At 73.1% G+C, this 14,028-nt stretch carries 7 protein-coding genes; 2 read left to right on the top strand and 5 right to left on the bottom strand.

The features are described 5' to 3' along the window. Positions 1-4 precede the first annotated feature (4 nt). The 4 genes from OG736_RS26735 to OG736_RS26720 form a co-directional block, all read right to left on the bottom strand. Positions 5-1,663 carry a serine/threonine-protein kinase gene (locus OG736_RS26735; protein ID WP_327184655.1) on the bottom strand — a complete coding sequence of 553 codons (1,659 nt, stop codon included), beginning with the start codon at positions 1,661-1,663 and terminating at the stop codon, positions 5-7. 72 nt (positions 1,664-1,735) lie between these two features. Continuing rightward, the gene (locus OG736_RS26730; RefSeq protein ID WP_327184654.1) at positions 1,736-3,430 is read right to left on the bottom strand and encodes a serine/threonine-protein kinase; all 1,695 of its coding nucleotides are present in this window, start codon (positions 3,428-3,430) and stop codon (positions 1,736-1,738) included. Between the two features lie 168 nt (positions 3,431-3,598). Next, positions 3,599-6,307, bottom strand: coding sequence for a serine/threonine kinase C-terminal domain-containing protein (locus OG736_RS26725; RefSeq protein WP_327184653.1), 2,709 nt, complete (start codon positions 6,305-6,307; stop codon positions 3,599-3,601). 176 nt (positions 6,308-6,483) lie between these two features. Next, positions 6,484-8,658: a serine/threonine-protein kinase gene (locus OG736_RS26720; RefSeq protein WP_327184652.1), complete on the bottom strand. Its 2,175-nt coding sequence runs from the start codon at positions 8,656-8,658 to the stop codon at positions 6,484-6,486. Positions 8,659-8,911: 253 nt separating this feature from the next. Here OG736_RS26720 and OG736_RS26715 point away from each other — a divergent pair, with 253 nt between their 5' ends. After that, positions 8,912-9,955, top strand: coding sequence for a serine hydrolase domain-containing protein (locus OG736_RS26715; RefSeq protein WP_327184651.1), 1,044 nt, complete (start codon positions 8,912-8,914; stop codon positions 9,953-9,955). A 201-nt stretch (positions 9,956-10,156) separates the two neighbouring features. On the opposite strand, the gene OG736_RS26710 is transcribed toward OG736_RS26715, so the two are convergent. Then, complete coding sequence (locus tag OG736_RS26710; RefSeq protein WP_327184650.1) at positions 10,157-11,863, bottom strand: glycerol-3-phosphate dehydrogenase/oxidase; 1,707 nt, start codon at positions 11,861-11,863, stop codon at positions 10,157-10,159. A gap of 367 nt (positions 11,864-12,230) precedes the next feature. On the opposite strand from OG736_RS26710, the gene OG736_RS26705 reads away from it, so the two are divergent. Next, positions 12,231-13,439, top strand: coding sequence for a nucleotide sugar dehydrogenase (locus OG736_RS26705; protein ID WP_020132148.1), 1,209 nt, complete (start codon positions 12,231-12,233; stop codon positions 13,437-13,439). The last annotated feature ends 589 nt before the right edge of the window (positions 13,440-14,028 follow it).

Below are 14,028 nucleotides of genomic sequence, written 5' to 3'. Positions count from 1 at the left end.
CCGTTTAGGTCGATACGGCGAACGTGTCGACCGCGACGTCGAAGTACTCCCGCGCCTCCCGCACCTTCCCGACCGGTGCCGACACCCACACGTCGTACAGCAGCCCGCCCTCCTCCCAGCACAGGTCGTACGTGTGCCGGGGACCCTCCGCCGCGCTGAAGCCGTTCCAGGTGAACTCCCAGAGGGCGGCGGGGCCCCCGCCGTGGCTGGTCTCGATGACCCGGCCGTCGTGGTAGCCCGGGTTGGTGTCCGGGCCCTTGGCGGCGGCCGACTCCATCACGGCGAGCGGGCCGCCGGGTGGTGCGGCGGCGACCTTGATGCCGAGCCGGAAGACCTGCCCGGGGGACATGTAGAAGACCCGCTCGCCCTGCGGTACGCGGGTGAAGTCCTCCGGCACGGCGAGCGAGAACCCGGCGGGGTCCACCGCCACGCGGTAGCCGGAGGGTGCGGTGGGCGTACCGGGACGGTCGTCCGAGGCGGGGGAGGCGGAGCCGGCCGTGGAGGACGCGCCCGGCCGGGAGGGCCGGGAGGACGGGGTGGCACCGGACGGGGAACGGGTGGCCGAGGAGGCCCCGGTGGGCGTGGGGCTCGTCGAGCCGCTCGCCGAGGACCCCGGCGCCGAACTCGTGGGTGTGCGCCCGCCGTCGCCGTCGCCGTTCAGCAGCAGCGCCGCCGCCGACACCCCCGCCCCCGCCATCGCGGCGACCAGCAGCGCGGCCACGAGCACACCCCGCGTGGAGCGCTCCCTGGCCGGTGCCTCCCAGCGCGGCCGGGGCAGGTCCGCCTGGGTCGGCGTGTACCTCGACGACACCGGCGTCGGCGTACGCCCGGTGTCCAGATAGGCGCGCAGCAGCCGCTCCGCCTCCTCGGCGCCCAGTCGGCGGTCCGGATCGCGTTCCAGCAGCCCCCGGACGACGGGCAGCAGCGGCTCGGCCTGCGCGGGTGTCCGGATCTCGGCGAAGACGACGGCGTGCAGGATGCCGCCCAACGAGTCGCGGCGGAAAGGGGATTCGCCGCTCAGCGCCGTGCACAGCAGCGCGCCCAGCGACCACAGGTCGGCTTCCGCGCCGGTCCGCGCCCCGGACATCCGTTCCGGCGCGGTGTACTCGGGCGAGCCGACGAACGACCCGGTCTCGGTGAGCGTGGTGGCGCCCGCGACCTGCGCGATGCCGAAGTCGGTGAGGACGACGCGGTCGCTGTCGCGTTCGAGCAGGACGTTGGCGGGCTTGATGTCCCGGTGCAGGACCCCGGCCGCGTGCGCGGCGCGCAGGGCCCCGAGCAGGGCGATGCCGATCCGGGCCGCCTCGGCCGGCTCGATCGGTCCCCGCGCGGCGATCCGGTCGGCGAGCGAGCCGCCGTCGATCAACTCCATCACGATGTACGGGCGTTCGCCGTCCTCGACGACGTCGTGCACGACGATGATGTGCGGGTGGCTCAGCTGGGCCACCGCGCGGGCCTCGCGCAGGGTCCGGTCGCGGCGGCCACGCGCCTCCTCGTCGGAGAGCGTGTCGTCCCGGGTCAGCTCCTTGACGGCGACACGCCGTCCGAGCAGCTGGTCGGTGGCGCGCCACACGACCCCCATGCCTCCGCGCCCGAGTCTCGCGTCCAGCCGGTAACGGCCCGCGATGACCCGTACGGTGTCCCCGCCCCCCTCTGTCCCCATGGGCTCATCATGCCCCACCGGACGTCACGCCTCCGGGGCGCCGTCCGGCCAACTACCGGGACGGACGGAACTCTACGAAGTCGGCTCCCGCCAGCTCTGCAGGACGGACTTGAACTGCTTGGCCGCCTCGGTCCAGTCCTCGGCGGGCGAGGACATGTAGATCACGTACTCGGTGCCGTCGCGGGACACGTACGTCTCCTCGATCGCGCGGCGCGGCCCCGGGAACTTCGTGTCCTTCGCCTGCGCGGTCCAGGTGTACTCCCACTCGGCGCCGTCCCGGTCCCGGTAGATGTTCCTCTCCAGGGTGACCCGGTTGTAGGCGACCAGCCGCTCGAGCTGCTGTTCGAGGTCGACCTGATGCGCGTACGGGTCGCTGAAGTCGGGGGACTTGTCGAGGGCGATACGGATGAAGTGCTCGCCGCCGTCGGGCGTGTAGTCGATCTGCTTGAGGTCGCCGTCGTCCTGGTACACCTCCCGCTCCCAGCCCTTGGGGAGCGAGAGCCCGAAGCCCAGCGGGTCGTTGATCTCCTGCCAGGAGTCGGCTCCCTGTTCGCCGGGGGTGCTCGTCCCGGTGGGGTTGCTCGGTCTCGGCGAGGTGGACGCCGTCGCGGACCCGTCGGTGTCCTGCCGCCCCTCGTCCCACTTCTGCCACGCCACGGCCGTACCCCCGCCGACCAGCGCGGCGAGGACGACCACGAGCGCCAGCACCCGACGACGGCGACGAGGCGGCTGGGACGGCCGGGTGTCCGGGCCCGGGCCGATGTCGGTCGGCCCCACGGCGGTCGCGGCGGTCACGGGGTGACCGGGAACGGGCGTCGCCGCCTCCGGCGCCACCGGAACGTACGCGGTGCCGGCCGTCGGGTGGGACTGGTGCGCCCCGGAGTGATGACCCCCGGCAGCGCGGTCGGGCCCCCCGTACTGCGTCGGCACGTAGGCCTGTGCCCCGCTGGGGCGCCGGCCCTCGGCCGCCTCCGCGAGGAGTTGCTCGGTCTCGGCGGTGTCGGGACGGGTGGCCGGGTCCTTGCGCAGCAGGGCGGTGATGACGGGGCCGAGCGGGCCGGCGTACCGGGGGTCGGCGGCCTCCTCCTCGACGACGGCCTGAAGAGTGGTCAGCGGCGAGGTGCGCCGGAACGGCGACCGCCCCTCGACCGCCGTGTACAGCGTCGCGCCCAGCGCCCACAGGTCGGAGGACGGGCCGGGGTCCTGACCGCGCACCCGCTCGGGGGCCAGGTAGTCGACCGAGCCGACCACCTCCCCGGTCCGGGTGATGGTGCTGTCGCCCTCGATCTGGGCGATGCCGAAGTCGGTGAGGAGGACACGGCCGTCGTGCGAGAGCAGCACGTTGCCGGGCTTGACGTCACGGTGCAGGACGCCGGCGGAGTGCGCGGCGCGCAGGGCGCGCAGCACCCACAGACCGATCCGGGCCGCCTCGGTGGGCTCGACCCGCCCGTCCTCCTTGACGGCGTCGGCCAGCGAACGGCCCTCGACCAGTTCCATCACGATCCAGGGCCGGCCGTCGTGCTCGAGCACGTCGTGCACGGTGACCACGGCGGAGTGGTTGATCCGCGCGGCCGCGCGGGCCTCCGCCCTGGTCCGCGCCAGCAGGACGGCCTGGTCGCCCTCCGCGACATAGAGCGCCGCCGTCAACTCCTTGATGGCCACCGCCCGGTGGAGCAGCTCGTCGTGCGCACGCCACACCCGGCCCATACCGCCGCTCCCGATGGCGTCGGCGAGCCGGTAGCGACCCGCCAGGAGCAGGCCCTGCATCTGATTCACGTTGCCCCGCAATGCTCTTGACAGCGCAAGCCTAAGGACCGGGCAGCTTCCGGGGAACCAGCAGGGTGCCAAGGTGACAGCACTGTGACGGTTGTCGCGTCCCCGGCCGGCGGGGAGCCGAACGGCACCGGGTGGGACCGGGTGGACCCGGTAGGGCGCTCAGCCGGTGTACTGGTAGGTGGCCGACGCCTGCTCGAACAGCCGGGTGACCTCGTCCCGCTCGGCCTCCGGACCCCTGACCTGCACGATGTGGTACCGCCCCGAGATGAGGATCGCGACATTGCGCACGTACAGCGCCCGCCCGTCGCCGCCGGTCCAGGTGAACTGCCCCTCGGCCATGGTCCGAGCGCCCACCGTCGTCGTGCGCAGCCCGGAGGCCGTCGCCCAGCTGGAGTCACGGTACGGCTGGAGTTCGCTCTCCTTCTCCCGCTGGTAGACCATCGGGTCGCTGCCGTTCGACGCCGCGCTGTCGCGGCCGGGTACGACGATCAGCTCGAAGTCGCCGTGCGTGTACACGACCTGGCCGCGCCCGTTCTTCGGGGTGCGGTCCCAGCCGTTGGCCACGGCGACCCGGAAGCCGGCGTCGTCCGCGCGGACGGTGAACCCGTCGGCGGCCTCCGCCCCGGACCCGCCGGTCTGCGTCTGGGTGGCCTCCGCGCCCGAGGACGCGGAGGACGGGGAGGCGCCGGTGCCCGGCGAGGTCTGGTCGGGCCGGGGCTCGCTGCTCGCCTCGGGAGCCTGGCCGCCCGGTGCTCCGGTGGCCCCGGTCCGCTGGGAGCCGTCCGTACCGGCCGCGCCCTCCTCGTCCGCCTTGGGCATGAACATCAGGGCGTACGCGATCGCCCCGGCCAGCAGGAGCAGGATCAGCACCAGCAGGGTTCGGCCCAGGCTGCGGGGCGAACCGCTCGTCTCCGGCCGGCCGCGTTTGTGCCGCGCGTGGGTGGCGGGCAGCCGGGCACGGCGTCTGCGCACCAGTTCGCCCCGGCGGCGGACGATCGGCAGCCGACGCGGATCGGTCGGCGGCGCGGCGACGACGTACGTGCCCGCCTCCGGCTCCGGCGCGGACCGCACCAGCGAACGCAGCCAGCCCCGCAGTTCCTCGAAGCCGAGGCGTTCGGTCGGGTCCTGGCGCAGCAGCGACTCCACGACCGGCCTGAGCGGTCCGCACTCCTCGGCGAAGGCCGGCGGCTCGGCGCACACCATCTGCACCAGTTCGGCCGTCGACTCCTCCGGGTAGGGCGCATGCCCCTGTACGGCCCGGAAGAGCAGCGCGCCCAGGGCCCACAGGTCGGTCGCGGGACCGATCGGCGCGGCCAGCTGCCAGTTCTCGTGCACCGGTCCGGCCTGCTCGGGCGCCCACCGCTCGGTGACCGGCCCGACCACGGCCATCCGCGCCTGACGCGCCCGCTCGGCGGCCAACGCGGTGGCGGGCCCGCGCCGGGGCACGCTCCCGGGCGTCCCGGCCACCGGCTCGTCCCACCGGGTCCCGCCCCGCACCTCACCCGACGGCACCTGGCCCTGGCCCTGTGCGGGCACCTGAGCACCGGGGACGGGCGGGAGCGAAGGGTGCGACGCCGGAGGGGTGGCATACGGTGCGCCGCCAGGACCGGGGCCCGGGCCGGCGGTGTGGCGGTGAGCGGGCTGTCCCTGACCGTACCCGGCGGGGCCGGGCACGGGCGCGCCCGTGACGCCGTAGGGGTCGGCGATCTGCCCGGGGGGATTGCCTCCCGGGCTCCCGTGGCCGTCGTCGGCCGGGGTACGGGCGCCGGGCAGGGCCGCACGTCCGTTCTGCTGCGCCTCCTGGGCCTCCTGCACCCGGGCCGCCGCCCGCGCTCCCGCGCGGTACGCGGCGATCGCCCCGGCACGCGCGGCCCGGATGTCTCCGCCGGTCTCCACGGGCGCCCTGCGGGCCACCGCCCCGGACGCCCCGCCGCCACCGGACGGCTCGCTCGCCGGCACCGGCAAGGCGCCGGACGCCCGCGCCTCTATGGCGGCCCGCCGAGCGGCCTCGGGATCGACCGCACCGGTACCGAGCCCACCCCCACCGGGGCCGACCCCGACGGCACCGACGGAACCACCGAAGCCGCCCGAGCCACCGGGGCCGCCGAGAACGCCCGGTCCGTCCTGTCCCTGTCGGGTCGGAGTCGCGGAAGCCCGGGGCCCGACGACGCTCCCGCCGGGGCCCGCGCCCGCGTTCCCGCGGCCCGCCGCGCCCCGCTCACGCTCCGCCGCGTCCGGTGCCGGCACCGGGTCGTAGCCGCACAGCGCCTCTTCCGCCGCGCCGACCGCCAGCCCGGTCAGCATGACCCGCCCGTCGTCACAGACGAGGACCGTGCGCGCGGTGATGTTCCGGTGCACCCAGCCGTGAGCGTGCAGCACCCGCAGCGCCATGAGCACGTCGGAGGCGACCTCGGCCGCCCGGTACGGCGTCAGCGGCTTCTCGGCGAGCAGCGCCGACAGCGGCCGTGCGGCCACCAGTTCACTCACTATCCACAGCGAGCCGCCCTCGGCGAACACGTCGAAGACCTGGTCGAGCCGCGGATGGTCGGGAATGCTCGCCGTGGCCTGCGCCGCCTCCATGGCACGCCGGACGACGGGGTCGGCGGGCCGTCGCGTTCCCTCATCCCCACCCACGCCCCGGGACCTCGGTCCCCGTGCCCCGCGTTCGCGCGCCGTGAAGCCCTCGGGCAACCCCTCCGCGTCGAGCACCTCGGCCTCGACGACCTCCGGCAACGGCACCTGGCGGACCAGGACTTCCTGCCCGCTGTAGGTGTCGAAGGCGCGCGTCTCGGTGAGTTCGTACTCGTCGGAGGGCGGCAACGGCAGGCGGTAGCGGTCGACGAGTACTCGACCCGCGTAGTCGTCCACGTTGCCTCCCCCGGCCGCCCGGTCGGTCAATTCCGTTCGCGTTGCGTGCCGTTACAGCCGTATCCGGCCGTATAGCTGGATGCGTACGGTCCGCAAGCACTCACGATACGTGCCGGAGGCAACTCGCAAAGAGGGGATGCCAGATCTCACGCCCGAACACGGCTGCTCGGCGGCCGCTACTTCTTGGGCGTGAACGTCTCCGTCAACGTCGTCCAGGTGGTCTGCCGCAGGTCGGTACCCCAGGCAGCGGACTTGGCCGTGTACATCAGCGCGTACCCGAGGCTGTCGTTCACGACGAAGCCGCGGTCGATGGTGCGGTACGCCGTCCCGCCGTCCGTGTAGGTGAACTCCCAGTCGGCCGTGTTCCAGCCGCGGTAGTCCACCGCCTGTATTCGGATCTTCTTGTACTGAGAGCGCGTCATGTAGCGCTCCTGGTTCTTCCAGTCGGCGACGGGATCACCCTTGGGCGTGGTCGTCCAGGCGACGAGCAGCTTCTGTCCGTCGGGCCCGGTGAAACGGTCGCCCGCGGAGTCCGAGGACTGGTACTTCCACCCCGTGGGCAGCCCGATCGAGTACCCCTGACCGCCCTTGTGCGTCGTCGTCCTGCTGTCCCCGGACGCGGAGACGCCGGATCCGGCGCCCCCGGCCGCGGAGGTGTCGCCCGACACGGAACCGGAGGACGCGGTGGCGGACTCCGAGGACGATCCGTCCGTACGGGTCCCGCTGTCCTCGTCCTCCTTGGTGTCGGCGCTCGCACTCGCGCTCCCGCCGGCCACCGTCCGGGAACCGCCGCCGCCCTTCGGGCCGCCGGCGGTGTCGTCGCCACCACCGAGGGTGAGGGCCAGCACGGTACCGAGCACCGCGAGCGTCACCACGACGGCGATGATCACCAGCGTCCGCTTGGGCACCACATCGGTCAGCGGTGCCCTGGGCACGGACCGCGGCGGCAGATCCGGCGGCGTCATCACGGGCCACCCGGAACTCCGCCCGACACCCCCGCCATTACCCCCGGAGCCAGCACCCGTGCCGCTGCCTGCACCTGTGCCCGAACCGGAACCGGAACGCGCCGCCGGTACGGACGGCGACGCCTGCGCCGCACCGGACACCGGCCCGGACGACGGCCTGGACGCCGAGGTCGGCGCCGACCCCGTCGTGGCCCGGGAGGCCGGGGCCGCGGGCGCGGCGGCGGAAGCGGTGGCCCCGCTTCCCCGGGCCGCACCGCCCTTCTGCGCCTCGCTCTTCCGCGTCTCGCTCTTCCGCGTCTCGGGCGCGCCCACGGAACCGGAAGCACTCGTACTGTTCGCCGGCTTGGCGCGGGCCGCGGCCGCCGAGGTCGCGGCGCCCGCCGCGACGGCGGCCTTGCGCACGGAACGGAACGCGCCGCGCAGCTTCTCGCCCGCCTCGGCGCCCGCCGAACTGCCCCTGCCTCCGGCGGCGTCCGGCAGCACCGGCAACGGCACGACCTTCGTCGCGTCCGCCGGCTCTGCGTGCCGCGGCTCGGGCGCGTGCAGCACCGCGTTGAACATCGCCCGCGCTCCGGCGTCGTCGAGCCGCCGCGCGGGATCCTTGGTGAGCAGGCCGTAGATGACGTCCCTCAGCGGACCCGCGTTCTTCGGCTCCTCCAACTGCTCGGTCATCACCGCGGTGAGCGTGGCGATCGCCGAACCCTTGTCGTACGGGGGCGAGCCCTCGACCGCCGCGTACAGCAGACCGCCGAGCGACCACAGGTCGGCCGCCGGGCCCGGCTTGTGGCCGCGGGCCCGCTCCGGGGAGATGTACGAGGGCGCGCCCACGAGCATGCCGGTGGAGGTGATCGACGGGTCGCCCTCGACCTGCGCGATACCGAAGTCGGTGAGCACGACCCGGCCGTCCTCGGCGATCAGCACGTTCGACGGCTTCACGTCACGGTGCAGGATGCCCTCGCGGTGCGCCGAACGCAGCACGTCGAGGATGGCCAGCCCGACCTCCGCCGCACGCTTCGGCTCCAGCACGCCGTCCTCACGGATGACCTCGGCGAGCGACTTGCCCTCGACGAGTTCCATCACGATCCACGGCCGGTCGTCCTCCTCGACCACGTCGAAGACGGTCACCGCGCTGTTGTTGCGGATCCGCGCGATGGCCTTGGCCTCGCGCAGCGTCCGCGTGATCAGCCGGCGCTTCTCGTCCTCGTCGATGTTCCCCGGGAACCGCAGCTCCTTGACGGCGACCGTGCGTCCGAGGGTTTCGTCCTCGGCGCGCCACACCGTCCCCATGCCGCCGCGGCCGAGTACATCTCCCAGCCGGTACCGCCCGGCGAGGAGACGTGCGCTCTTGTCCTGACGGGATGCTCCCGCCCGCTCCGCCTCCGACATGCGTCCCCTCATGCAACCCGCCCTGACAGAGCCTCCATTGTCCCTCACCCGACAAGTGCCCGACGCCCAGGGTGCCCCTCGTCCCCTCCCGACCGCACTCAGGAGCGGTGCATTCCGGCCAGAAGGTGCAGCGCACTCCGGCCACGGAGCCCCCACGAGCCCCTTTCGTCGGCCGGGGACCGGATGAAGTGAGGCGCGACCGGCCCTGGATGATGAGCCTTCCGGGAGTGAAGAGAAGAAGGGAGGAGCCGTGATGCGACCGCTTCGGAGCTTGGTGACCGTACCCGTGGCCCTCGCGATCCTCGGCCTGTTCACGACCGGCTCACAGGCGACCCCCGAACCTCCCACGGACTCCCTTCTCCCGCTGCTCCTCACCCGGGGCAAGGCGCCCGCCGCCGCCCTGCTGGCCCTGGAGGAGAGCGGTACCCGCTACGCGGAGGCGGGTCCGGGCGTCTCCCGGTCCGACCACTTCCGGGCCGGCAGTGTCACGAAGACGTTCCTCGCGACCGTCGTGCTCCAACTGGCCGCCGAGCAGCGGCTGTCGCTGTCCGACACCGTGGAGTCGCACCTGCCGGGTCTGGTGCGCGGGGCGGGAAACGACGGGCGCGCGCTGACCCTGCGTTCCCTGCTCACCCACACCAGTGGCCTGTACGACTTCACCCGGGACACCGAGGGCACCGTCCCCCTGCTCCCGCTGCAAGCCGTCCGTATCGCTGTCACCCACCCTCCGGTCGACCGCGGCCGCTTCGCCTACTCCAACACCAACTACGTCCTGCTCGGCCTGGTGGTCGAGCAGGTCACCGGCCGCTCGTACGCCACGGAGGCGGAGCAACGGATCATCGCTCCCCTGCGTCTGACGGGCACCTCCTTCCCCGGCTCCCGCACCTCTCTGCCCTCCCCGCACGGCCGCGCCTACACCCCGGACGGGACCGATGTCACCGAACTCGACCCGCGGGTGGCCGGGGCCGCGGGAGAACTGGTGACCACACTCACCGACCTGGACCGCTTCTACGCGGCGCTGCTCGGCGGCGAACTGCTGCCCCCGCGCCGGCTGCGCGAGATGCTCGACACCCGTACCGCACACGGCTCGTACGGCATGGGCCTGTTCCCCACGAAGCTCCCGTGCGGCGTCACGGTGTGGGGGCACAACGGCCGGATCTCCGGCAGCTACGTGCGCACCGCGGCCACCGTCGACGGTCGGCGTATCCTCACTTTCCGGGTGAACACGACGGCGATCGCAGACCCCGTCCTCGAACCGGCCCTGCTCGCCGCCGAGTTCTGCCCTCGCACTACGTAGAACGAGCCGGTCCCGAACGGAGATCCCGGATCGCTACACCCGTTCGAGTGAAACGACCACGCGAAAGCCGATTCCCCGGACGGACCCGACCGGGCAGGAATCGGGCAGGGCCCGGCCGGCCCCCGACCTGTGCCCGGCCGGCCCCCGACCTGTGCCCGGCCGGGGACCGACCTGGACCCGAGCAGGGAGGCGAACGGAACGTCAGAGCTGCACGATGTCCGGCGCTCCCAGGCGTGCCGCGTCCGCCGTCAGGTCGTCGGGCTGGCGCTGGGACTCGCGCTCGGCCTCCACCCGCTTCTCGTAGTGCTGGACCTCGCGTTCGATGTGGTCCTTGTCCCAGCCGAGGACCGGCGCCATCAGCTCGGCGGCCTCGCGGGCGCTGCGCGTGCCGCGGTCGAAGGTCTCGATGGAGATGCGGGTGCGGCGCGTCAGGACGTCGTCCAGGTGCCGTGCTCCCTCGTGCGAGGCGGCGTAGACGATCTCGGCGCGCAGGTAGTCGTCGGCGGCCTGGAGCGGCTCGCCCAGCGTCGGGTCGGCGGCGATGAGGTCCAGCACCTCCTCCGCCATCGCCCCGAAGCGGTTCAGCAGATGCTCCACCCGCACCACGTGCAGCCCGGTCCGCGCGGCGATCCGCGCCCGCGCGTTCCACAGCGCCCGGTAGCCCTCCGCGCCTATCAGCGGCACGTCCTCCGTGACGCAGTCGGCGACCCGTTGGTCGAGCCCGCGCACCGCCTCGTCGACGGCGTCCTTCGCCATCACCCGGTACGTCGTGTACTTGCCGCCCGCCACGACCACGAGTCCCGGCACCGGATGCGCGACGGTGTGCTCCCGCGACAGCTTGCTGGTGGCGTCGGACTCGCCGGCCAGCAGCGGCCGCAGCCCGGCGTACACGCCCTCGACGTCGTCGCGGCTCAGCGGCACCCGCAGGACCGAGTTCACATGCTCCAGCAGATAGTCGATGTCCGCGCTGGAGGCGGCCGGGTGGGCCTTGTCGAGGTCCCAGTCGGTGTCGGTGGTGCCGATGATCCAGTGCCGGCCCCACGGGATGACGAACAGCACGGACTTCTCGGTGCGCAGGATCAGACCGGTGGACGAGCTGATCCGGTCCCTCGGCACGACGAGATGGATGCCCTTGGACGCGCGGACGTGGAACTGCCCGCGCTCCCCCACCATCGCCTGGGTGTCGTCGGTCCACACACCCGTGGCGTTGACGATCTGCCGGGCACGGATCTCGTACTCCCCGCCGCCCTCGACGTCCTGCACCCTCGCGCCGACGACCCGTTCGCCCTCGCGGAGGAATCCCGTCACGCGCGCGCGGTTGGCCGCCTTGGCCCCGTAGGCCACGGCCGTGCGCACGAGGGTGGCGACGAAGCGGGCGTCGTCCATCTGGGCGTCGTAGTACTGCAACGCACCGACCAGCGCGTCCTTCTTCAAGGCGGGGGCGACCCGCAGGGCATGACCGCGGGTCAGGTGGCGGTGCGTCGGCAGGCCCCGGCCGTGCCCGCGGGCCATGGACATCGCGTCGTAGAGCGCGACGCCCGAACCGGCGTACAGCCGTTCCCAGCCCTTGTGCTGGAGCGGGTACAGGAAGGGCACGGGCTTCACGAGGTGCGGGGCGAGCCGCTCCAGCAGCAGCCCGCGCTCCTTCAGCGCCTCCCGTACGAGCGCGAAGTCGAGCATCTCCAGATAGCGCAGGCCACCGTGGATCAGCTTGCTCGACCGGCTCGACGTGCCCGACGCCCAGTCGCGCGCCTCGACCAGCCCCGTGGACAGGCCGCGCGTCACGGCGTCCAGGGCGGTGCCCGCGCCGACCACGCCGGCGCCCACCACCAGCACGTCCAGTTCTCGCTCGGCCATGGCTGCCAGTGACTCGGCTCGCTGTGCCGGCCCCAGTGTCGCTGTCCTCACCACTGCCTCCCGCTGTAGGTCGCGCCGGCCGCACCCTCAGGGCGAGATCCGGTTCGTATCCCCCATGCCCAAATTCTGACCGCGATGCCCGGCTTCAGCCACCACTCGCCCCCAGCCTGTGGACAACTCTCACGGAACCTGAACCGGCCTTCCGGAGAACACGGCGGAAAACGCAGCGGCCGACACGGCCGGTCACGGCCGGTCGGCACACCGCCCGAGCAGGCCGGTCGACACAACCGGCCAACACAGTCGATCAATCCCGCATAACGGTCATATTTACTCCTAGTCTGACATTGCGCTCGTCCACTCTGTCCACCGGGCTTGCGCACCTGTCCCACCTCGGTTACTGGGAAGGACGGCATACGCCATGCCCGCAGATCTCGCCGTCATCGGACTCGGCCCGTTCGGCCTGCCCCTGGCCCAGGCCGCCGTGGCCGCCGGAATCCCCACCATCGGCTACCGCACCGGCCCCGAGGCCGGCTCCCTCAGCCCCGCCGAACTGCGCCGGATGCTCTCGGGAGGCTTCCGGCCCGCCACCAACCCGGCCGAGCTCGGCCGGGTACGCACCGCCGTCATCTGCGCCCCCACCCCGCGCGACGCGGACGGCGGACTCGACCTGAGCCAGCTGGAGACGGCCGCCCGCACCCTCGCCGGGCACCTGCGCCCGCACACCACCGTGATCCTCGAGTCGCCCGTGTACCCCGGCGCCACGGAGGAATTCCTGCGGCCGCTGCTGGAGGAGACCTCCGGCCTGCGCGCGGGACGCGACTTCCACCTCGCCTATTCCCCCAGCCGGGTCGACCCCGGCAGCCGCGCCTTCAACCCGGCCAACACCCCGAAGGTCATCGGCGGCCTCACCCCCGCCTGCACCGAGTCCGCCGCCGCCTTCTACAGCCGTCTCACCGACAAGGTGGTACGCGCGCGTGGCCTGCGGGAGGCCGAGACCGTGCAGCTCCTGGAGACCAATTTCCGGCACGTCAACATCGCCCTCGTCAACGAGATGGCCGTCCTCTGCCACGACCTGGGCGTCGACCTGTGGGACGTCGTCCGCTGCGCGGAGACCAAGCCCTTCGGCTTCGAGACCTTCCGCCCCGGCCCCGGCGTCGGTGGCCACTCCGTCCCGCTGGACCGCACCGGCCACCCCGGCAGCCCGCTGCGCATGGTCGAACTCGCCCAACAGGTCAACAGCCGCATGCCCCGCTACGTCGTCCAGCGCGCCGCCGCCCTCCTCAACGAGCACGGCAAGTCGGCCCGGGGCGCACGCGTGCTGCTGCTCGGCGTCACCTACAAGCCCGACCTCGCCGACCAGCAGAACACCCCCGCGCGCGAGATCGCGATCCGCCTGATGGAGCTCGGCGCCGCCGTCAGCTACAACGACCCGCACGTCCCGTCCTGGAGCGTCCTGGACCGCCCGGTGCCCCGCGCCGACTCCCTCTACGAGGCCGCCGCGGACGCCGATCTGACGATCCTCCTCCAGCAGCACCGGACGTACGACCTCCAGGGCCTGTCGGTGAAGGCACAGCTGCTGCTGGACACGCGGGGAGCCACCCCTACGGGAGCGGCGCACCGGTTGTGAGCCGGGGCGCACACGGCCGCCCCGGGCTCCGGGGACTGCTGGCGTGCGCCACGGCCCGCCGGTAACGTACGGAACAGGCGGAGCCCACGGCAGCGGTCACTGCCGCAGGCTCCAGGATGGATCACGGAGTGTCCACCCCTAGTCGTGTTGGGGGCGGCCGCTCACCATCCGAAAACAGGCGGAGCCCACCGCAGTGGCCACTGCGGCAGGCTCCAGGATGGATCACGGAGTGTCCGCCCCTAGTTGGTATGGGGGCGGCCGCTCACCATCCGAAAAGACGCAAGATCCACCTCCTCCGGCACTGCATCGTCCGAAGACGGAGCCGGTCCCAGCGGGTGGGCTTGCGGTGACGGCCCATGGGCGCCCCCTTCCACGACGCCGCCCATGACCCGGTGGACGGCACGTTCAGGAACTCGGGCCGGGCCCCGAGGGCCGGGGTCCGGAACCATGTCCTTGGAAGGGGGCACCCCACACAACTGGGGCGCCGACCCGGACGCTATCGCCCGCGACCTCCCTGACCAGCCCGGTTCCGCCCTGAAGGCAACCGCCCGCCCCCGCTCCGCGTCACACGCCCCGGGCCGTCCGGGCA

It is taken from the genome of Streptomyces sp. NBC_01334 (assembly GCF_035983595.1).
GTDB lineage: Bacteria > Actinomycetota > Actinomycetes > Streptomycetales > Streptomycetaceae > Streptomyces > Streptomyces coriariae.
The sequence above is the reverse complement of the archived record's forward strand: the minus strand, read 5'-3'. Positions and strand labels throughout refer to the sequence as shown.

Excerpts from the sequence above, each read along its gene's own strand:
- OG736_RS26735 (WP_327184655.1), bottom strand. The coding sequence starts at position 1,663 with ATGGGGACAGAGGGGGGCGGGGACACCGTACGGGTCATCGCGGGCCGT.
- OG736_RS26730 (WP_327184654.1), bottom strand. The coding sequence starts at position 3,430 with ATGCAGGGCCTGCTCCTGGCGGGTCGCTACCGGCTCGCCGACGCCATC.
- OG736_RS26720 (WP_327184652.1), bottom strand. The coding sequence starts at position 8,658 with ATGTCGGAGGCGGAGCGGGCGGGAGCATCCCGTCAGGACAAGAGCGCA.
- OG736_RS26715 (WP_327184651.1), top strand. The coding sequence starts at position 8,912 with ATGCGACCGCTTCGGAGCTTGGTGACCGTACCCGTGGCCCTCGCGATC.
- OG736_RS26705 (WP_020132148.1), top strand. The coding sequence starts at position 12,231 with ATGCCCGCAGATCTCGCCGTCATCGGACTCGGCCCGTTCGGCCTGCCC.